This window comes from Bradyrhizobium sp. SZCCT0231 (assembly GCF_018130245.1).
In the GTDB taxonomy this organism is placed as follows: domain Bacteria; phylum Pseudomonadota; class Alphaproteobacteria; order Rhizobiales; family Xanthobacteraceae; genus Bradyrhizobium; species Bradyrhizobium japonicum_F.
The window spans coordinates 90,549-112,277 of sequence record NZ_JAFCKP010000002.1 but is presented as its reverse complement, the minus strand read 5'-3'; the positions used below and the strand labels follow the sequence as shown (position 1 = coordinate 112,277).

Here is a 21,729-nt window from a genome sequence, read left to right as displayed (position 1 = left end):
TGCTGCGGTTCGCCATGGCGCCGATCAATCGCATCGCCAATGCCTGCGACGTTGCGGGCGTGCTCGCGGAACGCCGGGCGACCTTCCGGATGTGGCGGGCCAATCGCGCCCGTGCGCGTCACGAAGGCCGGCGGTTCAGCCTGCTCGGCCGCCTCTCGCCCTTTCGCCACCTCTCCCATCTCACTTAAGGCGCGCGCACGCGGGTCGGTTCGAATGCAAGCGCCGGCCGCAAGGATGGACTCACCATGTCCAGACGTGCGCGGCCGATCCGGCGGATTTCAGCGATGCGGTTCAGCTCTTCCTTCATCGCCCGGCGCCATATCCGGGCGAGCGAGGCCGCTCCGCCCGAGCTCGCCGCGCCCTCGACCAGATATTTGCGAACCTAACGAGACCACTTGGAGACCAACAGGATCGGAGGACTGAGGGGACAGCGCAGGCCGGCGATGTCGCTATCCTGCACGCGTTCGTCCCAAATCCCTCCGGTCGTGACGCCTCACCGGCAACGTACAACCTCAGGCTGCCTTTCCAGACAGGATTAGTCATGATCAGGGAATTGATGTCGTCACGCCGTTTCGCGCCGCTGTTCTGGGCGCAATTCTTCTCGGCGCTCAATGACAACGTGCTCAAGAACGCGCTCGTCATCATCCTGCTTTACAGCGCGGCGACCGGCCACGGCGATGCCCTGGTGACGGTCGCAGGCGCCGTCTTCATCTTCCCCTACTTCATCCTGTCCGGGCTCGGCGGCCAGCTCGCCGACAAATACGTCAAATCCGTCGTCGCAAGGCGGCTCAAATTCGCCGAGATTTTTGCCGCGGCCTTCGCCGCCGCCGGCTTCTTCCTGCATTCGGTGCCGCTGCTGTTCGCCGCGCTCGCGCTGTTCGGCACCATCGCCGCCCTGTTCGGCCCGGTGAAATACGCCATGCTGCCGGACCAGCTCGAGCTCGGCGAGCTCGCGACCGGCAACGCGCTGGTCGAAGGCGCCACCTTCATGGCGATCCTGCTCGGCACCGTCGCCGGCGGCCAGTTCGTGGCCGGCTCCGCACATATGGGCTGGGTCGCCTCCGCCGTGGTCGTGCTGGCTGTGTTGTCCTGGGCGTTCGCGTCCCGCATTCCGCAGACAACGCCCTCCGCGCCCGATCTGCCCGTCGATGCCAATCCCTGGACCTCGACGGTGAGCCTGCTCAGGACATTGCATGCCGACCATCGCCTCTGGGACGGCACCGTGATCGTCTCCTGGTTCTGGCTGGTCGGCGCCATCGTGCTGTCGCTGCTGCCGGCGCTGATCAAGGAGGTGGTCGGCGGCACCGAGGGCGTGGTGACGCTGTGCCTTGCGACCTTCGCGATCGGCATCGCCATCGGCTCGCTGTTTGCCGCCAGCCTCAGCCACGTCCGCCCCAACCTCGCGCTGGTGCCGATCGGCGCCATCATCATGGGCTTTGCCGGCCTCGATCTCGCCTTCGCCATCGGCGTGACCGCCAAGGGGCACGACATCACCGCACTCGGCTTCGCCACCTCGTTCGCGGGCTTGCGCATGCTGGCCGACTTCGTCGCCTTCGCATTCGGCGGCGGCCTGTTCGTCGTTCCGTCCTTTGCCGCGGTCCAGGCCTGGTCGGAGCCTTCCGAGCGCGCGCGCATCATCGCCGCCGGCAACGTGTTGCAGGCCGCCTTCATGGTGATCGGCTCGCTGTTCGTCGCGCTGCTGCAGGCGGCCGGTCTCCATGTCGGCTGGATCTTCTTCGGCCTCGGCGTCGCCAGCTTTGGCGCGGTTTGGTTCGTCCTCACGAAGTGGGGCAAGGAAGGCGTGCGCGATTTCGGCGGACTGCTGTTCCGCGCGCTGTTCCGCACCGAGATTCGCGGGCTCGAGAACCTGCCGCCTCCGGGCACGCGCATGCTGATCGCGCCCAACCATGTCAGCCTGGTCGACGGCCCGCTGCTGCACGCCGTGCTGCCGATCGACGCGAGCTTCGCGGTCGACACCGGCATCGCCAAGGCCTGGTGGGCAAAACCGTTCCTGCGCGTGGTCAAGCACTACACCATGGATCCGACCAAGCCGCTGGCCGCCCGCGACCTGATCAAGCTCGTCGCCGCGGGCGAGCCTGTCGTGATCTTCCCGGAAGGTCGCATCACCGTCTCGGGCTCGCTGATGAAGGTCTATGACGGCACCGCGATGATCGCAGACAAGGCCGATGCCGTGGTCGTGCCGGTTCGCATCGAAGGCGCGCAGCGCTCGTATCTCAGCTATCTCAACTCTAGCCAGATCAAGCGGTCCTGGTTTCCGCGGGTGACGGTCACGATCCTGCCGCCCGTCAAGCTCCCGGTCGATGAAACGCTCAAGGGCAAGGCGCGCCGCAATGCCGCCGGCGCCGCGCTCCAGGACGTCATGATCGACGCCCTCGTCAAGAACGCCATGCTCGATCACACGCTGTTCGAAGCACTCGGACACGCCTATCGCGACCGCGACACCGGCAAGGTCATCATCGAGGACGCGCTCGGCACCAAGCTGACCTATCGCAAGCTGATCCTCGGCGCGCAGGTGCTGAGCCGGAAGCTGGAGAGCGGCACCGCCGCCGGCGAGAATGTCGGCGTGCTGCTGCCGAACTCCGCGGGCGTCGCCGTCGTCTTCATGGCGCTGCAGAACATCGGCCGGGTGCCGGCGATGCTCAACTTCTCGGCCGGCCCGGTCAACGTCCTCGCCGCCATGAAGGCCGCGCAGGTCAAGACGGTGCTGACCTCGAAGGCCTTCATCGAGAAGGGCAAGCTCGACAAGCTGATGGCCGCGATCTCGGCGGAAGCGCGCGTGGTCTATCTCGAGGACGTCCGCGCCTCGATCGGCACGACTGACAAGATCAAGGGCCTGCTCGCCGGCACCGCGCCGCGCGTGTCCCGCCAGGCGAACGATCCGGCCGTCGTGCTGTTCACCTCGGGTTCGGAAGGAACGCCGAAGGGCGTGGTGCTGTCCCACCGCAACATCCTCGCCAACGCGGCGCAGGCGCTGGCCCGGGTCGACGCCAATGCCAATGACAAGGTGTTCAACGTGCTGCCGGTGTTCCACTCCTTCGGGCTGACCGGCGGAATGATGATGCCGATGCTGGCGGGCATTCCGATCTACATGTACCCTTCCCCGCTGCACTACCGCATCGTGCCCGAGCTGATCTACCAGACCGGCGCCACCATCCTGTTCGGCACCGACACGTTCCTGACCGGCTATGCCCGCTCGGCACACCCTTACGACTTCCGCACCCTGCGCCTGGTGATCGCTGGCGCCGAGGCGGTCAAGGACCGCACGCGGCAGGTGTTCATGGAGCGCTACGGCATCCGCATCCTCGAAGGCTACGGCGTCACCGAGACGGCGCCGGTGCTGGCGATGAACACGCCGATGGCCAACCGTCCCGGCACCGTCGGCCGCCTGTCGCCGCTGATGGAAAGCCGTCTCGATCCGGTTCCTGGCATCGAGGAAGGCGGCCGCCTCTCGGTCCGTGGGCCGAACGTGATGCTCGGCTACCTCAGGGCCGAAAATCCCGGCGTGCTCGAAGTGCTCGCCGAGGGTTGGCACGACACTGGTGATATCGTTGCGATCGACCAAGCCGGCTTCATCACCATCAAGGGCCGCGCCAAGCGCTTTGCGAAGATCGCAGGCGAGATGGTCTCGCTGTCGGCGGTCGAAGCCATCGCGACGGCGCTGTGGCCGCAGGCCGGCTCGGTTGCCGTGTCGATCCCCGACCAGCGCAAGGGCGAGCGCATCGTGCTGCTGACCACGGAGAAGAACGCCGAGCGCAGCGCGATGCAGGCCCAGGCCAAGGCGATCGGCGCGTCCGAGCTGACGGTGCCCGCCACGATCATGGTGGTCGACAAGGTGCCGCTGCTCGGCACCGGCAAGACCGACTATGTCACGGCAACGGCGATGGCCCGCGAACAGGCGTCCGCGCCGGAGCGCGAGGTGGCGTAAGAGAGATGCGCCAGGTCGGCGCGACGCAGGGCGCGAGCCGCGAAGACATAGGTCGGCTCGTGCCCGCTCAAGTCCCGCCTTCGCTGCGCCGCTCCTGCGCGTAGCGCACCAGCGCGGCGAAGCGATAGATGCCGTGCACGAACTTGCCGTAGGGCATGGTGATGAACAGCGCGAACACCGCGCCCAGATGCAGCGCGAGCAGCGGCCCCATTGCGGCAGTCTCGCGAAGGATGAGAAGCAGCATGCCCGTAACGCCGGTCAGGAACAGCATGGCAATGAAGCCGACGTCCATGCCGTAACGGCTCTCGTCAAGCAATGCCGGATCGCGCCGCATCTTGGCCGTGAACAGACCGATCGGGCCTATGATCAGGCCGATGCCGCCGAGCGTGCCGAGCACCACGGGCAGATCCCACCACGGATATGGCGCCTCGCGCGCGAGCAGGTAGTGATAGAGCGTTGCCACCGACGTCGCTGCAAAGCATAGGATGAAGCCGTAGAAGGTCAGGTGGTGATAGAGCTTGCGCCGGTCAGTGGGCTTGTCGTCCTCATTGTAACAGCCGACGCCGCCGCCATGGAGATAGCGCAGCTCGCCGGCGTCGCGGATCGCCTGAAAGATCGAGCCGCTATCGGCACGATTGCCGATGGGCGCGCCGATGTCGCGCCAGAAGGCGCGCATGCTCATGACGAGGGCGAGGATCGCGTAGAGGAAGGCGGCGCTGAACAGCACGGCCATCGCATTGTGCGGCATCAATTTGTAGAACGCGCCTGGACCGGTATGGACTCCGAACAGCACGCTGCGGTCGTTGAGCGCGGCGAAGCCGAGGATGAAGGCCGCCATGCTGAGCGCGGCGATGATGCTGATGACGAGGCCATTGCGAGCGAAGGCGCCGGACAGCGCCTGCGGCCAGGCATAGGCCGCATAGGATTCCGCGCGCGCGACCGCCAGCGTCTTGGGGACGTTGACGTCGAACTCGTGCGGCGGCGAGAACTGGCAATCGACATAGCAGGCGCCGCAGGAATGGCAGAGATTGGCGAGATAGTTGAGGTCGCCGTCGGAGAAGGCGCGGCGCATCTCCATGGCCGGAAAGACCGCGCACAGGCCCTCGCAGTAGCGGCAGGAATTGCAGACCGTCATCAGACGGTCGGCTTCGTCGAGAATCCTAGTTCCGTGCATGTTTCGCCGCTTCCCGTCCCGCGATCCGCCCGAACACGCTGCCGATGGTCATGCCCATGCCGGCCGCATAGCCCTTGCCGAGCACGTTGCCCGCCATGATCTCGCCGGCCGCGAACATGTTGGCGGACGGCTTGCCGCCCTTCATCAGCATCCGCGCCTCCTTGTTCACGCGCGTGCCGAGATAGGTGAAGGTGATGCCGGGACGGACCGGATAGGCGAGATAAGGCGGCGTTTCGATCCGGCGCGCCCAGTGGGTCTTCGGCGGCGTGATGCCCTCGGTGCGGCAGTCGTCGAGGATGGTGTGATCGAAGGTGCCGGGCCGCACCGCCGCGTTGAACTCGGTGATGGTCTTCTCCAGCGCGGCCGGATCGAGCTCCAGCTTGCCGGCGAGCTCGGCCACAGTCTGCCCGGCGATCGGCGGAAACAGCGTCGGCATGAAGCTGGTGACGACGGTCGAGTCGAAGATGATATACGCGATCTGGTCGGGCTGCGCCGCGACCAGCCTGCCCCAGATCGCGTAGCGCTTCGGCCAGATGTCCTCGCCTTCGTCGTAGAAGCGCTGCGCGTGCTTGTTGACGACGATGCCGAACACGACCGAGTCGTGCCGCGTGATGATGCCGCCGTCGAATTTCGGCGCGCGGGCGTCGATCGCGACCGCGTGGCACTGGGTGGGATCTCCGACCTCCTGCACGCCCTTGTCGAGCAGCATCTTCAGGATCGAGCCGCGGTTATAGGGCGTGCCGCGGATCAGGAAATTGTCGGCGGCTTCGCCCCAATATTGCTTCAGCCATTCGATGTTGGCCTCGAAGCCGCCGGCCGCCGCAACCAGCGACGTCGCGCGGATCTCGGTCTCACCCCTGACCGGCCGCTCGAGGCGCGCGGCGAGGAACATGCCGTCCTCGATCGCGAGGTCGGCGACCTCGGCATCGTATTCGACGGCGACACCGAGCCGTTCCGCGGTGAGATACAACGCGTTCAGCATCGCCCGGCCGCCGCCGAGGAAGAAGGAGTTGGTGCGGCCGAGGCTCAGCGTGCCCCCGAGCGAGGGCTGCCAGCGCACGCCCTGTTCCACGATCCAGTTCAGGATGTCCTTGGACTCCCGGATCATGTGGCGCGCCAGCACCTCGTCGGTCTCTCCGCCGGTGACGCGCAGCAGGTCCTCCCAGAATTCCTCTTCGGTATAGGGACCGGTGAGGATCTCGGTCGCAGCATCATGGGCGCAGCGCATGTTGCGGGTGTGGCGGGTGTTGCCGCCGCGGTAGAACTTTGGCGCGCCTTCGAGCACCAGCACCGAGGCGCCGCCGCGTCGGGCGCTGATCGCCGCGCACAGGGCCGCATTGCCGCCGCCGATCACCAGCACGTCGTATTTGCTGCTCATGCCGTCTGCCCGATGCGACGAAATTGGAGACATTCTGCGAGCAGGCGGTCTCGATCGAGCCGATCCGCCATTGCGCACCTTTGTATACAAAGATATACATAAACGGCGCAAGCGGCATCTCTGCATGGGCAGGATGCGCATCGAGGGACAATGGCCAGACGGCCCGTAAAGGCAGGTGGAACGATCGCGCGCAGCGGCGGCGTTGCGCTCGGCGAAGCCGTATTCCGATCGCTGTGCGAGGCGCTCCAGGCCGGCAGCTACCGCGCCGGCGACCGCCTGCGCGAAGAGGAGGTCGCGCAGCGGCTGAAGGTCAGCCGCACGCCGGTTCGCGAAGCGCTGGGCCGGCTCGCGGCGCGCGGCTTCGTCGAGCCCGCCGGCGGCCGCGGGCTGATCGTCCGCAACCTGGACATTTCAGAGGTGCTCGAGCTCTACGCCATGCGCGAGATCATGGAAGGCGCCGCCGCGCGCCTCGCCGCCGAGCACGCCTCAGCGCCGGAGATCGACGCGCTCCGCGATATCGAGCAGGCCTTTGTCGAAGCATCCGCAACCGACGCAGCCGAGATGGCGCGGCTCAATCGTGCCTTCCACGAGGCGATCTGCCGCGCCGCGCGCAACCGCTATCTCGACAACGCGTCGCGGGAATTGCAGGACTGGATCGCCCTGCTCGGCCCAACCACTTTCACGGTCACAGGCCGTCCCAGGACGAGCCACGGCGAGCACCAGGCGATCATTGCAGCCATCGCCGCGCGCGACGGAGACAAGTCGGAGCAATTGGCGCGTGCGCATATTCGCGAGGCGCTGCGCTGTCGGCTGAAACTGTTGCAGAAGCAATAGGCCTATCGCCGACGCGATCACGCCTCGAACACACGCGTCAGCAGCCAATAGCCGCCCAGAAGTCCGATCCCGGCGGACATCGTGTAGACCAGCCGCGCCGTCCGCGCCGGCTCCTCCCGGCCGACCGCGGTCAGCCTGTCCAGCGAGCCAAGCACCGGCAACATCAACGCGACGATCGCGATCTGCCCGATCTCGACGCCGACATTGAAGGCGGCCAGCGCCGGGACGATCGCATCAGGCGGCAGGCCGATCTCGCGAAGCGCGCCGGCGAAGCCGAAGCCGTGGATCAAGCCAAACAGAAAAGCCACGCGCCAGCGCCTGTCGACATCGCGCGAAAAGAAGTTTTCGACTGCGACGAACACGATCGAAGCCGCAATCGCGGGCTCCACGATGCGGCTGGGGATGACCAGGACGTTCAACGCCGCCAGCGACAACGTCAAGGAATGGGCGACGGTAAAGGCGGTGACGATCTTGATGACCGGAACGAGCCTGCGTGCCCACAAGACGACTGCAGCCAAGAATGCGATGTGATCGTAGCCGAGGAAGATGTGCTCGATGCCCGTCACGAGATAGCGCTGCATGGTCGAGACCAGCGACGGCGGCGCCGTGGAGAGCGTAACCGTCGTCGTGGCGGCGTCGAGCAAGGCCTGCGCCTCGGACTTGCCTTGCGCGATCAGCACCACCTGGCGCGCGGTCTTGTCCGTCTCGGTCAGCACAGTGGAACGATAGACGATATCGCCGGGCGCGTTCGCGCAAGCGAAACTGGTGCGATAAATGACGCCGTCACCATCGGGTAGGATCGCGGCATCGCGCCGCGGGCAAGCAGTGCCGCCGCCCGTCACAACCAAGTGCCTGTCGAGATATTCCAAGATTGTGGCCCTGGCCGCTTCGACCGCGGCGGGATCGACCGCGTCCTGGCGCGCATCGTGGATCCTCGAACCGATCAGGCGATCGACATCGCTACCCTTCAGTCCCAGTTCGACGCTCACCGTGCGATCGCCGGCCAGCGCCACGCGCGCCGTCGCAAGGTTGATCTGATGCGCCTCGGCCGGCAGGCAGAGCAGGACCTGAAGCCACAGGAACAGTGGCCACCTCATGATCCCGCCCCATCGCCTTCAAGCCAGCACATCCGCCACAGCCGCCTTCAGAGCATCCCGAACCTCGGTGGGCTTCAGCCGCACCTGCAAGCCGCGCTGGCCGCCGTTGAGATAGACCAGGTCATGCGCGAGCGCGCTCTGCTCGATCACTGTGCCGACCTGCTTGCGTTGCCCGAACGGGCTGATGCCGCCGACTTTGTAGCCAGTGACGCGCTCCGCCTCGGGCGGCTTCATCATCTGCGCCGACTTGCCGCCCGCGGCCGCGGCGAGCTTCTTCATCGAGACCTCCTGGTCGGACGGCACGATCACGCAGACCGGCTTGCCGTCCACCAGCGCCATCAGCGTCTTCAGGACGCGCGCCGGGTCCTCGCCAAGTGCGGCGGCCGCCTGGAGCCCGATGCTCTCGGCGTCGGGATCATAGTCGTAGGTGTGAACGGTGAAGGCAACACCGGCGGCGTCAAGCGCGCGCGTGGCTGGGGTGACTTTGGACATGCGTCACATGTAGCACCGTCATTGCGAGGAGCGAAGCGACGAAGCAATCCAGGATCCTGCCGCGGAGGCCGTCTGGATTGCTTCGCTTCGCTCGCAATGACGGTGTGGGCACTGTATGCGCGCCCCACCCTCGGTGTCATCGCCCGGCTTGACCGGGCGATCCAGTATTCCAGAGGCCCGCATTGGAGCGCTCGCTCTCACCACATCAGCCGCGGCGTACTGGATGCCCCGGTCAAGCCGGGGCATGACAGCGGTTTCTGCGGCAAGTCTCGTGCGCGAGGCCGACAGCGGAGTTTGAGGGCGCCACGCGGCCTCCGCCGAGAACTTCCCCTACTCCGCCGCGTCCCGCATCTCCGCGCGTTCGGCACGCACTGCGCAGAACTTGAACTCCGGAATCTTGCCGAACGGGTCGAGCGCCGGGTTGGTGAGCAGGTTCGCCGCCGCTTCCGCGTAGCAGAACGGCATGAACACCATGTTCTCGGGCACGTCGCGGTCGGAGCGCACCTTGACCTCGACGGCGCCGCGGCGCGTCTCCAGGCGAATGAAGTCGCCGGGTGCGAGCTTCTTCCTGCGCATGTCCTTCGGCGACATGAACGCCACCGCCTCGGGCTCGATCTGGTCGAGCACCTGGGCGCGGCGCGTCATCGAGCCCGTGTGCCAGTGCTCCAGCACGCGGCCGGTCGACAGCACCATCGGATATTCGTCGTCGGGAATCTCGTCCGGCGGGATGACCTTCGCCGGCACGATCTTGCCGCGACCGCTCGCGGTCGGGAAGCCCGTGGTGAAGATGATCTCGTTGCCGGGCTTGTCAGGAGCGTCGGCCGGATAGGTGACCGCGCCTTCGCGCACCAGCCGCTCCCAGCTGATGTTCTTCAGCGACGGCATCAGCTCCGCCATCTCGGTGTAGACGTCGCCGGGACCGGAATAATTCCACGACAGGCCCATGCGCTTGCCGATCTCCTGGATGATCCAGAGATCCTGCCGCGCATCGCCCGGCGGCTTGATCACCTGGCGCGCGAGCTGCACGCGGCGGTCGGTGTTGGTGAAGGAGCCGTCCTTCTCGGCAAAGGCGGAGGCCGGCAGGATCACGTCGGCGTGGAAAGCGGTCTCGGTGACGAAGAGATCCTGCACCACGAGATGATCGAGCATGGCGAGCGCTTCACGGGCATGCTGGAGATCGGGGTCGGACATCGCGGGATTCTCGCCCTCGATATACATGCCCGTGATCTCGCCGGCATGGATCGCGTTCATGATCTCGACCACGGTCAGGCCGCGGACGGGATCGAGATCCTGCTGCCACAGCTTTTCGAAGGCGCCGCGCAAGTCGTCGCGGCTGACCGGCTGGTAGTCCGGCAGGAACATCGGGATCAGGCCAGCGTCGGAGGCACCCTGCACGTTGTTCTGGCCGCGCAGCGGATGCAGGCCGGTGCCGGGGCGGCCGACCTGTCCGGTGATCAGCGCCAGCGCAATCAGGCAGCGCGCATTGTCGGTGCCGTGGACGTGCTGGCTGATGCCCATGCCCCAGAAGATGATCGAGGATTTTGCGCGCGCATAGGTGCGCGCGACCTCGCGCAGCGTCTGCGCCGGGATGCCGCAGATCGGCTCCATCTTCTCCGGCGTGAATTCCTTGATCTTCTCCTTGAGGTCCTCGAAACCCTCGGTGTAGCCGGCGATGTACTGATCGTCGGTGAGCCCCTCGGTGATGATCGTGTTGATCATCGCGTTCAGCATCGCGACGTCGGAGCCGGGCTTGAACTGCAGATGCTTGGTCGCATGGCGCGACAGCGCCTGCCGGCGCGGATCCATCACGAACAGCTTGGCGCCGTTCTGCTTGACCGCGTTCTTGATGAAGGTCGCGGCGACCGGATGGTTCACGGTCGGGTTGGCACCGATCACCCAGATCACTTCGGCATCCATCGCGGCGGAGAACGGCGCGGACACCGCGCCCGAGCTCAGGCCTTCGAACAGCGCTGCCACCGACGAGGCGTGGCACAGGCGGGTGCAATGGTCGACATTGTTCGAGCCGAAACCGGTACGCACCAGCTTCTGGAACAGATAGGCCTCTTCGTTCGAGCCCTTGGCCGAGCCGAAGCCGGCAAGCGCCTTGACGCCCTTCTCGTCGCGGATCTTGACGAGGCCCTTGGCAGCGATGTCGAGCGCTTCCTCCCAGCTCGCCTCGCGGAAATGCGTGAAGGGATTGGCCGGATCGACCTGGTCGTTGGCGTCCTTCTTCGCATTCGGCAACCGCACCAGCGGTTTTGTCAGGCGATGCGGATGGTGGATGTAGTCGAAGCCGAAGCGGCCCTTCACACAAAGACGGTTGTGGTTGGCGGGACCGTCACGGCCCTCGGCATAAATTACCTTCTCGTCCTTGACCTCGTAGGTCACCTGGCAACCGACGCCGCAGAACGGGCAGAGCGAATCCACCTTCCTGTCGGCATAGGTGACGCGCGTCTGCTTGTCGTCGAGCATCACGGCCGGCATCAACGCGCCGGTCGGGCAGGCCTGCACGCATTCGCCGCAGGCGACGCAGGTGGATTCGCCCATGGGATCGTCGAAGTCGAACACGATTTTCGAGCCGTGACTGCGATAAGCCATGCCGATGACGTCGTTGACCTGGACCTCGCGGCAGGCGCGCACGCACAGGCCGCACTGGATGCAGGCATCGAGATTGACGCGCATCGCCGGATGACTGGCGTCGGTCGCCCAGCGCTCGGCGGCGGGGAAACGGCTTTCGGTGACGCCAGTCGCCTCGGCCCAGTGCCAGAACTTCGACTCCGGATCGTGCGAGGTCTCGCGCGCCGGCTGGTCGGCGACGAGCAGCTCCATCACCATCTTCTGCGCAGCAGTTGCGCGGGCGCTCTCGGTCTTTACCTTCATGCCGACCGACGGGGTGCGCTTGCAGGACGCCGCCAGCACGCGCTCGCCCTCGATCTCGACCATGCAGGCGCGGCAATTGCCGTCGGGGCGATAGTCCGGTGCCGGCGAATAGCACAGATGCGGGATGTCGCGGCCCTGCCGTTTTGCGACCTGCCAGATCGTCTCGCCGGGTTTGGCCTCGACCTGCTTGCCGTCGAGCTCGAACGTAATCTTGGTCATTCGGCCGCTTCCTTGAACTCGTCAGGGAAATATTTGATCACGGAGGACAGCGGATTCGATGCCGCCTGTCCGAGCCCGCAGATCGAGGCATCGCGCATCGCCTGGCTCAATTCTTCGAGCAGGGCGCGGTTCCAGACCGGCCTCTGCATCAGCAGCGCCGCCTTCTGGGTTCCGACGCGGCACGGCGTGCACTGGCCGCAGCTCTCATCCTCGAAGAACTTCATCAGGTTCAATGCAGCCGCACGTACGCTGTCCTTGTGCGACAGGATGACGATCGCGGCCGAGCCGATGAAGCAGCCGTATTTCTCCAGCGTGCCGAAATCGAGCGGGATGTCGTCCATCGACGCGGGCAGAATGCCGCCGGAGGCACCGCCCGGCAGGTACGCGTAGAACTGATGGCCGTCGGCCATGCCGCCGCAATATTCGTCGATCAGCTCACGCACGGTGATGCCTGATGGCGCGAGCTTCATGCCGGGATTCTTGACGCGGCCCGAGACCGAGAAGCTGCGCAGGCCATGACGCTCGTGGCGGCCATGGCCCTTCCACCAGTCGGCCCCCTTCTCGACGATGTCGCGCACCCACCACAGCGTCTCGATGTTGTTGATCAGCGTCGGCAGGCCGAACAGGCCGACCTGGAACGGGTACGGCGGTTTGTGCCTGGGCAGGCCGCGCTTGCCTTCGATGCTTTCCAGCAGCGAGGATTCCTCGCCGCAGATATAGGCGCCGGCGCCGCGCCGCATGTGCAGCGTCGGCCCGCCCGGCGGGAGCTTCGCGATCTCGCGCTCGAGGATTTCGCGCGAGGCCGGATATTCGTCGCGCAGATAAATGTAGACGTCGGAGGCCTGCACCACATGCGCGCCGATCAGCATGCCCTCGATGAAGCGATGCGGATCGGTTTCGAGGTAATAGCGGTCCTTGAACGTGCCCGGCTCGCCCTCGTCGCCGTTGATCGCCATCAGCCGCGGCCCGGGCTCTCCCAACACCGCGCGCCATTTGCGCCCCGTGGGGAAGCCGGCGCCGCCGAGGCCGCGCAGCGAAGCGTCGTCGAGCGCTTTCAGGAGATCGTCCTTCGACAATTCGCCCGAGCGCAGGCGGCCCAGCAGCTTGTAGCCGCCGCCGGCGACATAGGCCTCGTAGTCGACATATTTGGGCAGATGCGCGTGAGTGTCGCCGGCCTTGGCCGCCGCCATCACATTGGCGACGGTGGCGTGGTCAACGAAGTTGTGACCGACTTCAGCGGCGGGCGCAGTATCGCAACGACCGACGCAGGGCGCGCGCACGACGCGGATGCCGGGACCTGACGCGCTCTGCAGATCTTCGAGCAGCTTCTCGCCGCCAAGCATCGCGCAAGTCAGCGAATCGCAGACGCGGATCGTCAGCGGCGCGATATCGGGCTCGCCTTCCTTCACCACGTCGAAATGCGCGTAGAAGGTCGCGGTCTCGAACACCTCGGCGAAGGCGAGCTTCATCTCGTCGGCGAGCGCGGCCAGATGCGCAGCCGAGATCTGGTGGTACTTGTCCTGGATCAGGTGCAGATATTCGATCAAGAGATCGCGCCGCCGCGGCCGGTCGCCGAGCAATAGCTCGATCTCGTGCGCGGCCGTGGGATCGACCTGCCGCCCCTTGGGGGTCGCCTTGGCGCGTCGGCGTCCCTCACCGGGATGCTCGAACGGGCGGACCTTGTGCACGTCGTGGCTCATCGATTCGTCTCGATCTCGCTTCTAGAACGGCTCCAGTTCTAGCCTCTGGCATGCCAAATGCCAATTAAATTATCATGTTCAAGGAAGCAGTTAAGCGCAGCCCAAGAGCAGCCCAAGAGCAACCCCTGGATCGCTGCCCGGACACGGCCTTGCGTTCGTCCAACGCGCCAACTGACAGAACGAAGCCTGAATTGGTCCTGAGATCAATAAAGGCTTCCTATGCTGCGATAGCGAAATCGTATCGAAGTCCCGCTCCGAAGCTACGGCGGGAGCGCACCCATGGAGCGCTCCCGCTCGCGATGAATGTGCGATCAGAAAATCTTGACCGCGCTCTCCAGCGTCTTCCACACACCCCAAGCCAGGGGAACGCCGACGAAGGCCCAGAACAGCGCCGCCCTGGCGTCGAGCCCGCCAAAGCCGATGCCGTAGGAGCCGTGCGGCCCTGCGGCTGCAGCGCTGGCGCTCGCCGCCTGCAACTTGGCGACATCGGCGTCCTTCATGTGCCACTTCGAATCGACCGGCTTGATCAGGTAGTTGCAGATCAGGCCTGCGATCAACATCGCACACAGGATGTACATGGTGGTGTTGTAGAGCTGGTCGCGCGGCACGCCGGCCGCGAGCTGGAACTCGCGGATGTAGTTGACCACGACGGGGCCGATGATGCCCGCCGTCGACCATGCCGTCAGCAGCCGGCCGTGGATGGCGCCGACGAACTGGGTGCCGAACATGTCGGCGAGATAGGCCGGCACGGTCGCGAAGCCGCCACCATACATCGACAGGATGATGCCGAAGCCGACCACGAACAGCAGCTTCGAGCCCATCGCCGCGAAGGTCGGCGCCAGCGCATAGAGCGCGATGCCGAGGACGAAGAACGTGTAGTAGGTGTTCTTGCGCCCCATGAGGTCCGACATCGAGGCCCAGAAGAAGCGGCCGCCGATGTTGAACAACGACAAGAGACCGGCGAAGCCCGCAGCGATCGCCGCGATCGCAGCTTTCTGTTCAACCGAAAGCTGGCTGAAGGTCAGCTCCGGATGCCCGATCAGCTTGCCCGCGAAGATCTCCTGGAGCATGGGCGAGGCCATGCCGATCACGCCGATGCCCGCCGAGACGTTCAAGCAGAGCACCCACCAGATCAGCCAGAATTGCGGCGTCTTGTGCGCGTTGTCGAGGTGCACGTGGTGCTCGGTGATCATCGACTTCTTCTCGCTCGGCGGCGTCCAGCCCTCGGGCTTCCAGCCGGCCGGAGTCACGCGATAGGCGAAGGCGCCGATCATCATGAAGACGAAATAGACCACCCCCATCGTGACGAAGGTCTCCCAGACACCGACGGAGGTGGGCGTCTTGAAGTAGTTGATCAAGAGATTGGCCAGAGGCGCTCCAATCATGGCACCGCCGCCAAATCCCATGATGGCCATGCCGGTCGCCATGCCGCGGCGATCGGGAAACCATTTGATCAGCGTCGACACCGGGGAGATGTAGCCGAGCCCGAGTCCGACGCCGCCGATCACGCCGCAACCAAGCCACATGATCCAGAGCTGGTGGACGTAGACGCCGAAGGCACCGATCAAAAGCCCGCCGCCCCAGCAGCAGGCGGCGACGACGCCCGCCTTGCGCGGACCGGCGCGCTCGAGCCAGCCGCCCCAGATCGCGGCGGAGACGCCGAGCAGGACAAAGAACAGCGTGTACATCCACCCGAGGCTGGCGACCTTCCAGTCGCAGCTCGTTGTGAACAGCTCCTGCCACAGCGACATGTCCGGGCATGACTTAGGCGCCGCGATGCCGATTGCGCGCGACAGCGGCAGCCAGAACACCGAGAAGCCGTAGGCCATGCCGATACAGAGATGGATGCACAGCGCCGCCGGCGGCACCAGCCAGCGATTGAAGCCGGCCGTCGCGATCGTGCGTTCACGATCGAGGAAGCCGGAAGCACCAACCGGTGCAAGAACGGTATCGGCAGTCGTCATAAGCATTCCCTCCCAAGCGCGGCCTTGCCGGCACATCGGTTTGAGACCGGTCGTGTGCGTGCTTGGCAGCCGCGCACGACAGGTCGGACTTCATGTCGAAGGAGAACGTCTGATGCGCACCGCCTCATGTGCGCCGAGCAAGCAGCTGATCGCAGGTGACGTCCCGTCGCCTCGCAAACAGCGTTGCCGTGACGGCTATCGCGCCCTCATCCCCCTCAACACCCTGTCGTGAGATGAGCAACGCACGTGCCAGAAGCCGCATCGTGACGATTCAACGACTTCCCGCAACGCAATATACTGCAGAGGACAGAATGTCCTGAAATCCCCGGACAAAATGTCCAGTCAGGCCGCTTCCGGCAGCCACACCGTGAATGTACTCCCGGAACCGACGCGGCTTTCGGCCGTGATCTGTCCGCCCTGGCGCTTGATCAGCGTCTGGCTGATGGAGAGGCCGAGCCCGGTGCCTTGCCGCTGTTTCGTCGTGTAGAAAGGATCGAAGATCTTTTCGATCACCTCAGCGCTCATGCCGATGCCGGTATCAGTGATTTCGATGGCGACGCCTTGCTGGCCGTCGCGCTCGGCATCGAAGGCGCGGAGCGTCAGGGTTCCGCCTTCCGGCATGGCGTGGATCGCGTTGACGATGAGATTGACCAGGACCTGCTGCAGCTCGTTGCGGTTCATCAGCACGAGCCGGCTGGCGCGGTCGTCCCTGACCACGGCGATCTCGGTCTTGTTCAGAAGATGCTGCACCAGCGGCAGACAGTCGGAGATGATGTTTGCCGGCGCGTGGCACTCGACATAGCCGGCATATTCCTCCGGCCTTGCAAACTGCAACAGCTTGGTCACGATCTGGCTGATGCGGTGAATCTGCTCGTCGAGCAGGCGAAACTCGACCTTCGCCTTGTCGGCATCGGCCCCGAACACGCTGCGGATGACGTCGAGATTGCCCTGCATCACCGCGATCGGATTGTTGATCTCGTGCGCAACGCCTGCGGTGATCTCGCCGATCGCAGCCAGCTTCTCGGACATGATGAGCTGCTTGGTGGTTGCCTCGAGCTTGAGATTGGCGTGCTCGAGGTCGCGCGTGCGCTCCCGCACGCGGACGTTCAATTCCTCATTCCATTCCCGGAGCTGTCGGTCGCGTTCCTGGATCTGGTCGAGCAGGCTGTCGAGATGAACCGCGACGCGGCCGATCTCGTCACCTGACACCGGCATCTTGGTGCGGGCGGAGAGGTTCCCGCGCTCCACTTCGGTGATCGTCGCCGTGACGCGCTCCAGCGGCATGAAGATGGAGCTCGCCCAGCGCAGGAAGATCGGGACGGTCGCGGCGGTGATGACGATGAACGCCGCGACGATGATCAGCAATGTCTGGTATTTGGCTTCGCTGAACGGCTTCTCCAGAAAGCCGACATAGAGCATGCCGACGCGCTTGCCATAACTGTCGACCAGCGGCTCGTAGGCGGAGATGTACCAGTCATTGACCACGAAAGCGCTGTCGAGCCAGGTGCGCCCCTCGCCCAGCACGGCCGAGCGCACCGCCGCCGACACGCGCGTACCGAGCGCGCGCCGTCCCTCGAACAGACGGACATTGGTCGATATCCGCACGTCGTCCAGGAACAGCGTCGCGGTGCCCTGACTGCCCTCCGGCAGGCTCGCCGCGCGATAAACGAGATCGTTGATCGTATCGATGAATTCGAGATTCTGGTTGAGCAGGGTGCCGCCGACCAGCGCAGCGGCGCCACCGTCAGGCAGCATCGCCCGGCTGGCCGCATGCACGACCATGCCGCGCGTCTCCGTGCTGCGGTCGGTCGGCACCGCGTTCGGGGTCGACACGAGGTCCAGGCGCGCGCGCTCGGCCAGGGCCGGCGAGATCGCGGCGAGCTCGTCATTGCCGAAAATGTCGACGCCCGTCGCAGGGACCTGGCCCGACAGCGCCGACTTGATGATCGGCCAGTCGCTCCTCGGTCGATGCTGCAACGGCGGCGACGAGGCCAGGACATCGCCGCGATCGTTGGTCAGATAGAGGAAATCGAGACCGATCTCCTTGCGGGTCTCGTCGAGCAGATCCTGGAGCGAGCCGCGCGCATCCGGCCCCAGCACCTCGTGGAAGCGGGCCGACAGGCTGAGCGCCCGGAGCTGGACGCCGGTCTTTTCCAGGATGCGGGCGAGATATTGGTGGGCGATGGTGAGATCGCCGTTCACCTTGGAGATCAGGGTCGCGTCGAATTTCGCGTTCCAGCGATAGATCGCAACGCCGAGGAGGAGCGGCAGGATGACCAGCATCGGCAGCAGCGCGATCGCTAGCAGCCGGAAGCGGACGGAGCGTCCCCGCACGGGCTCGCCGCTGCGGCCGGCAGCATCAGACATCCCACAACGCGCATTTGCGGTCGATGGTCTTGCGCGAGATACCGAGGCGCCGCGCCGCCTCCTCGCGATTGCCATTGACCTCCTTCAGCACGCCGAGAATGTGACGGCGCTCGAGCTCCGCGAGACTGTCGGCAGGCGCCGACTGACCGTTGTTGCGGGGACCGGCGAAATCGTCGGGGAAGGCACCGAGGATCAGCGTGCGCTCGATCAGGTTGCGCAGCTCGCGCACATTGCCCGGCCAGTCGTAGCTTGCGAGCGCCGCCCGCACCGAGGCGTCGATCGGCACCGGCGGCATGCCGAGCTGAACCGACAGCTTGCTCATGAAGATGGCGGCAAGCTCCTGCACGTCATCGCCGCGATCCTTCAGGAGCGGCAGGCGGATCTGCATCACGTTGAGCCGGTAGAACAGATCGGCTCGGAAACGGCCCTTCTCGACTTCCCTTTGCAGCTCGGCATTGGTCGCGAAGATGAAGCGCAGGTCGACCGGAACCTCACGCTCGGAGCCAACCGGACGGACGCGGCGGTCTTCGAGCACGCGGAGCAGCTTGCTCTGCATCGGCAGCGGCAGCTCCCCGATCTCGTCGAGGAACAGCGTGCCGCCATGCGCATACAGGAATAAGCCCTCGCGCCCGGAATCGGCACCGGTGAAGGCGCCCTTGATGTGTCCGAACAGCTCGGCCTCGATCATCTCGGGCGGGATCGCCGCGCAATTCACGGGCACGAAGGGCTTGTCGGCGCGGTCGGACAGCGAGTGGATCGAACGCGCTGCCACTTCCTTGCCGGTGCCGGATTCGCCGGTGAGGAGAATCGAGGTCGGCAGGCCCGCGACGCGCGCGATGGTCTCACGCACGCGCAGCGTCGCTGCCGACTGTCCGATCAGATTGTCGCGCAGAAAGGTGCGGTCGGACGAGGCACGCAAGGCATAGCGCAGGACATAGTTCTCGCGCTGGAGGCGGACACGGTCGAGGCATCGTGCCACCGCGTTGAGGATCTGGTTGGAGCGGAACGGCTTGAGCACGAAATCGGCAGCACCGGCGCGCAGGGCCTGGATCGCGGTGTCGAGGTCGGCATAGGCGGTGATCAGGATGGCGTCGGCGAAGAAGCCGACGGCGCGCTGCTCGGCGAGCCAATCGACGCCATTCTTGCCTGGCATGATGTTATCGAGAATGACGACGTCGTAGCGGTTGGAATCGAGCTTGCGCGAGGCCTGGTCGGTATCGGCCGCCTCGTCCACCAGCTTGCAGCGCGGCGCAAGCGTGCGCACCAGGAAATTGCGCATGCCCGGCTCGTCGTCGACGATCAGGATCGAGGCCTGCGCCAGCGCGCTGAACTCCGGCCCTGCAGCCGTCTTGCCGAGCTTGACGGCAGGCTCGCGGCCCACCGCGGGACTTGCGGCTGCGCTTGCCCTCGATGTTGAGAAAGTCATGCCCGATGTCTTCGGTTTGAACGTCTTGGGTTTGAACGTCTTGGGTTTGAAAGTCTTGGGTTTGAGATCATCCACGGCGATAGCCGGCGCCTTTCGCATTGCAGCGAAGCTCCGGCCGTTTCCCCCGCGGGCGCAGCATAGTCAAACGTCGCCGCCGTGAACATTCGCCTTTCTACGGGGCGACGCTCTTTTCGACCAGGAACACGATGCGCGCCTCGTTGCGCTCGGTGATCTCGACCTTGTCGCCGGTCTCGCGAATCAGGTTCGGAATGTCAATCACCGACAAGGGATCGGTGCAGTGAACCTCGAGCTGATCGCCCGGCTGCAAAGGCTTGAGCGCCTTGCGCGTCTTCAGGGCGGGCAGCGGGCATTTCAGTCCGGTGAGGTCGAGCGTCGTTCTGGTCATGGCCGCAACATGGCGGGACGAAGCGATGGCGTCAACGGAAGGCCTCTAGAGCAGATCGGCGTAGGACAGGAAGCCCACGTCCTGCCCCGGCTCGACATTCGTGATGTCCTCGCCGAGTTCGACGAGGCCGTCGGTCTCGACCAGGGAGGACAGCAGCCCGGCCCCTTCTCGCGGGAACTTGATCGCCTCGAGCCCGCCGTCCTGCGCGCGCCGCAGCGAGGCGCGCACATATTCGCGCCGGCCTGCCTTCTTCTTGTAAGTGAACGCCGCCCGCAGCGGGATGGGCGTCAGCGGCTCCGGCAGGCTCCCCGCCAGCGCCAGCACAGTCGGTCGCACCACATGGACGAAGGTGACAAAACTCGCGACGGGATTGCCGGGCAATCCGATCAGCGGCGTGCCGTCGATGATGCCCATCGCCACCGGACGACCGGGCTTGATCGCCATCCGCCACAGCACCAGCGAGCCGATGCTCTCGACCGCCGTCTTGACGTGATCCTCCTCTCCGGTCGAGACGCCGCCGGTGGTGAGGATCAGGTCATGGTGACCCGCAACCTGCTTCAGGCCGCTCGCAAGCGACGTTCGCTCGTCGCGCAGAATGCCGAGATCGCTGACCTCGCAGCCGAGCCGCCGCAGCATCGCCATCAGCATGAAGCGGTTGGAATCGAACAGCTGCGAGGCGGCGCGCGGCTCGCCGGGCGAGGCCAGCTCGTCACCGGTCGAGAACACGGCGACACGGATGCGCCTGACGACGTCGAGCCTTGTCAGGCCGAACGCGGCGGCAAGGGCGACATGCTGCGGCCGCAAGCGCTGGCCGCCGCGGAGCGCGACCTGACCTTGCGGAATGTCCTCGCCTGCGGGACGGACATTGGCGCCGGGCTTCAGCCCCGGCGGCAATACGATCCTGCCTGAAGCATCGATGCGGACGTCCTCCTGCATGAAGACGGTCTCCGCATCCGGCGGCATCGGCGCGCCGGTGAAGATGCGCGCGGTGTGACCGGGCTTGATCGGCGCTTGCGCAAGGCCGCCGGCCTGGATGCGACCGTCGAGCGGGAACGCCTGCTCTGCGCTTGCCGGAAGGTCGGCGTTGCGCACGGCGTAACCATCGACCGCGGAGTTGGTGAACGGCGGCAGCGGCAAAGGAGCGGCCACATCGCGCGCGAGTACGCGGCCGTCGGCCTCGACCAGCGCCACAGTCTCGATATCGGCGATCGCGTTGACGCGCGTCGTGATGAGGCCAACGGCTTCGTCGACCGACATCATCGGTCCGCCGAAGGCAAAGCAATCGTCCGACAGTTGCGCCATGGTGCCTCGTCAGCGTATGGCGGTGCTTCTTGCCACCGCTTCCTCGATCGGCATCGCCGCCCGGAGCAGCAACGCGGCTACGGCGGGGATATCATCGAGATGGACGGTCGGCAGCCGGGTTTCAACCGCGACGTCGCTCGCAATCCCGGCAATTCCCGGGTCGTCCGGAAACAGCAGCGGCTTGCCGTTGGCGGCACGATGCACCTCGATCTTGCGATGCGGCTCGCGCTTGAAGCCCTCGACCACGACGAGATCGACCGCAGAGAGCTTCCCGAGCAGCTCCGGCAGGCGCGGCTCGGCCGCCCCGCGCAACTCATGCATCAGCGCCCAGCGGTTTGACGAAGCAACCAGCACCTCCGCCGCGCCGGCCTCGCGATGGCGCCAGGAATCCTTGCCGGGCACGTCGACGTCGAACCGGTGATGCGCATGCTTGATGACGGAGACGCGCAGGCCTTGCGCGTTGAAATGCGGGATCAGCCGCGTCAACAGCGTGGTCTTGCCCGCACCGCTCCAGCCTGCAAGGCCGATGACTTTCATGCCCTTC

General features: G+C 65.6%; 15 protein-coding genes. 2 read left to right on the top strand and 13 right to left on the bottom strand.

Annotated features, from left to right (window positions below; genetic code table 11):
- Positions 1–184: 184 nt before the first annotated feature.
- Complete coding sequence (locus JQ566_RS34815) at positions 185–307, bottom strand: hypothetical protein (protein ID WP_283814330.1); 123 nt, start codon at positions 305–307, stop codon at positions 185–187.
- A gap of 234 nt (positions 308–541) precedes the next feature.
- Here JQ566_RS34815 and JQ566_RS07925 point away from each other — a divergent pair, with 234 nt between their 5' ends.
- Positions 542–3,946 carry an acyl-[ACP]--phospholipid O-acyltransferase gene (locus tag JQ566_RS07925; RefSeq protein ID WP_212371698.1) on the top strand — a complete coding sequence of 1,135 codons (3,405 nt, stop codon included), beginning with the start codon at positions 542–544 and terminating at the stop codon, positions 3,944–3,946.
- Positions 3,947–4,013: 67 nt separating this feature from the next.
- On the opposite strand, the gene tcuB is transcribed toward JQ566_RS07925, so the two are convergent.
- Entirely contained in the window at positions 4,014–5,120 is a 1,107-nt protein-coding gene (gene tcuB, locus JQ566_RS07920; RefSeq protein ID WP_212371696.1) for a tricarballylate utilization 4Fe-4S protein TcuB, read from the bottom strand.
- Positions 5,107–6,498: an FAD-dependent tricarballylate dehydrogenase TcuA gene (gene tcuA / locus JQ566_RS07915; protein ID WP_212371693.1), complete on the bottom strand. Its 1,392-nt coding sequence runs from the start codon at positions 6,496–6,498 to the stop codon at positions 5,107–5,109. Before tcuA ends, tcuB begins: the two co-directional genes overlap by 14 nt.
- 150 nt (positions 6,499–6,648) lie before the next feature.
- Here tcuA and JQ566_RS07910 point away from each other — a divergent pair, with 150 nt between their 5' ends.
- The gene (locus tag JQ566_RS07910) at positions 6,649–7,332 is read left to right on the top strand and encodes a GntR family transcriptional regulator (protein WP_212371691.1); all 684 of its coding nucleotides are present in this window, start codon (positions 6,649–6,651) and stop codon (positions 7,330–7,332) included.
- A 17-nt stretch (positions 7,333–7,349) separates the two neighbouring features.
- On the opposite strand, the gene JQ566_RS07905 is transcribed toward JQ566_RS07910, so the two are convergent.
- From JQ566_RS07905 to mobB, 10 genes are all read right to left on the bottom strand, one after another.
- Complete coding sequence (locus JQ566_RS07905) at positions 7,350–8,429, bottom strand: HupE/UreJ family protein (protein ID WP_212371689.1); 1,080 nt, start codon at positions 8,427–8,429, stop codon at positions 7,350–7,352.
- 18 nt (positions 8,430–8,447) lie between these two features.
- Complete coding sequence (gene ybaK, locus JQ566_RS07900) at positions 8,448–8,921, bottom strand: Cys-tRNA(Pro) deacylase (RefSeq protein WP_212371687.1); 474 nt, start codon at positions 8,919–8,921, stop codon at positions 8,448–8,450.
- Positions 8,922–9,251: 330 nt separating this feature from the next.
- A complete protein-coding gene (gene fdhF / locus JQ566_RS07895; RefSeq protein WP_212371685.1) occupies positions 9,252–12,020 on the bottom strand; it encodes a formate dehydrogenase subunit alpha in 2,769 nt (922 codons plus the stop codon).
- Positions 12,017–13,720, bottom strand: coding sequence for an NADH-ubiquinone oxidoreductase-F iron-sulfur binding region domain-containing protein (locus tag JQ566_RS07890; RefSeq protein WP_212371682.1), 1,704 nt, complete (start codon positions 13,718–13,720; stop codon positions 12,017–12,019). The genes fdhF and JQ566_RS07890 overlap by 4 nt, the downstream gene beginning before the upstream one ends.
- A gap of 311 nt (positions 13,721–14,031) precedes the next feature.
- On the bottom strand, positions 14,032–15,684 hold the full coding sequence (locus JQ566_RS07885; RefSeq protein WP_212371680.1) for an OFA family MFS transporter: 1,653 nt from the start codon (positions 15,682–15,684) through the stop codon (positions 14,032–14,034).
- A 342-nt stretch (positions 15,685–16,026) separates the two neighbouring features.
- Positions 16,027–18,051, bottom strand: coding sequence for a sensor histidine kinase (locus JQ566_RS07880; protein WP_212371679.1), 2,025 nt, complete (start codon positions 18,049–18,051; stop codon positions 16,027–16,029).
- On the bottom strand, positions 18,044–19,477 hold the full coding sequence (locus JQ566_RS07875; protein WP_212371678.1) for a sigma-54-dependent transcriptional regulator: 1,434 nt from the start codon (positions 19,475–19,477) through the stop codon (positions 18,044–18,046). The genes JQ566_RS07880 and JQ566_RS07875 overlap by 8 nt, the downstream gene beginning before the upstream one ends.
- A gap of 172 nt (positions 19,478–19,649) precedes the next feature.
- Positions 19,650–19,883: a sulfurtransferase TusA family protein gene (locus JQ566_RS07870; RefSeq protein ID WP_212371677.1), complete on the bottom strand. Its 234-nt coding sequence runs from the start codon at positions 19,881–19,883 to the stop codon at positions 19,650–19,652.
- A 45-nt stretch (positions 19,884–19,928) separates the two neighbouring features.
- Positions 19,929–21,185, bottom strand: a complete 1,257-nt coding sequence (locus tag JQ566_RS07865; protein ID WP_212371676.1) for a molybdopterin molybdotransferase MoeA — start codon at positions 21,183–21,185, stop codon at positions 19,929–19,931.
- A 9-nt stretch (positions 21,186–21,194) separates the two neighbouring features.
- Positions 21,195–21,722 carry a molybdopterin-guanine dinucleotide biosynthesis protein B gene (gene mobB / locus JQ566_RS07860; protein WP_212371675.1) on the bottom strand — a complete coding sequence of 176 codons (528 nt, stop codon included), beginning with the start codon at positions 21,720–21,722 and terminating at the stop codon, positions 21,195–21,197.
- Positions 21,723–21,729 lie beyond the last annotated feature (7 nt).

Coding starts and splice junctions, on each gene's coding strand:
- JQ566_RS34815 (WP_283814330.1), bottom strand. CDS start 307: ATGAAGGAAGAGCTGAACCGCATCGCTGAAATCCGCCGGATCGGCCGC.
- JQ566_RS07925 (WP_212371698.1), top strand. CDS start 542: ATGATCAGGGAATTGATGTCGTCACGCCGTTTCGCGCCGCTGTTCTGG.
- tcuB (WP_212371696.1), bottom strand. CDS start 5,120: ATGCACGGAACTAGGATTCTCGACGAAGCCGACCGTCTGATGACGGTC.
- tcuA (WP_212371693.1), bottom strand. CDS start 6,498: ATGAGCAGCAAATACGACGTGCTGGTGATCGGCGGCGGCAATGCGGCC.
- JQ566_RS07910 (WP_212371691.1), top strand. CDS start 6,649: ATGGCCAGACGGCCCGTAAAGGCAGGTGGAACGATCGCGCGCAGCGGC.
- JQ566_RS07905 (WP_212371689.1), bottom strand. CDS start 8,429: ATGAGGTGGCCACTGTTCCTGTGGCTTCAGGTCCTGCTCTGCCTGCCG.
- ybaK (WP_212371687.1), bottom strand. CDS start 8,921: ATGTCCAAAGTCACCCCAGCCACGCGCGCGCTTGACGCCGCCGGTGTT.
- fdhF (WP_212371685.1), bottom strand. CDS start 12,020: ATGACCAAGATTACGTTCGAGCTCGACGGCAAGCAGGTCGAGGCCAAA.
- JQ566_RS07890 (WP_212371682.1), bottom strand. CDS start 13,720: ATGAGCCACGACGTGCACAAGGTCCGCCCGTTCGAGCATCCCGGTGAG.
- JQ566_RS07885 (WP_212371680.1), bottom strand. CDS start 15,684: ATGACGACTGCCGATACCGTTCTTGCACCGGTTGGTGCTTCCGGCTTC.
- JQ566_RS07880 (WP_212371679.1), bottom strand. CDS start 18,051: ATGTCTGATGCTGCCGGCCGCAGCGGCGAGCCCGTGCGGGGACGCTCC.
- JQ566_RS07875 (WP_212371678.1), bottom strand. CDS start 19,477: ATGACTTTCTCAACATCGAGGGCAAGCGCAGCCGCAAGTCCCGCGGTG.
- JQ566_RS07870 (WP_212371677.1), bottom strand. CDS start 19,883: ATGACCAGAACGACGCTCGACCTCACCGGACTGAAATGCCCGCTGCCC.
- JQ566_RS07865 (WP_212371676.1), bottom strand. CDS start 21,185: ATGGCGCAACTGTCGGACGATTGCTTTGCCTTCGGCGGACCGATGATG.
- mobB (WP_212371675.1), bottom strand. CDS start 21,722: ATGAAAGTCATCGGCCTTGCAGGCTGGAGCGGTGCGGGCAAGACCACG.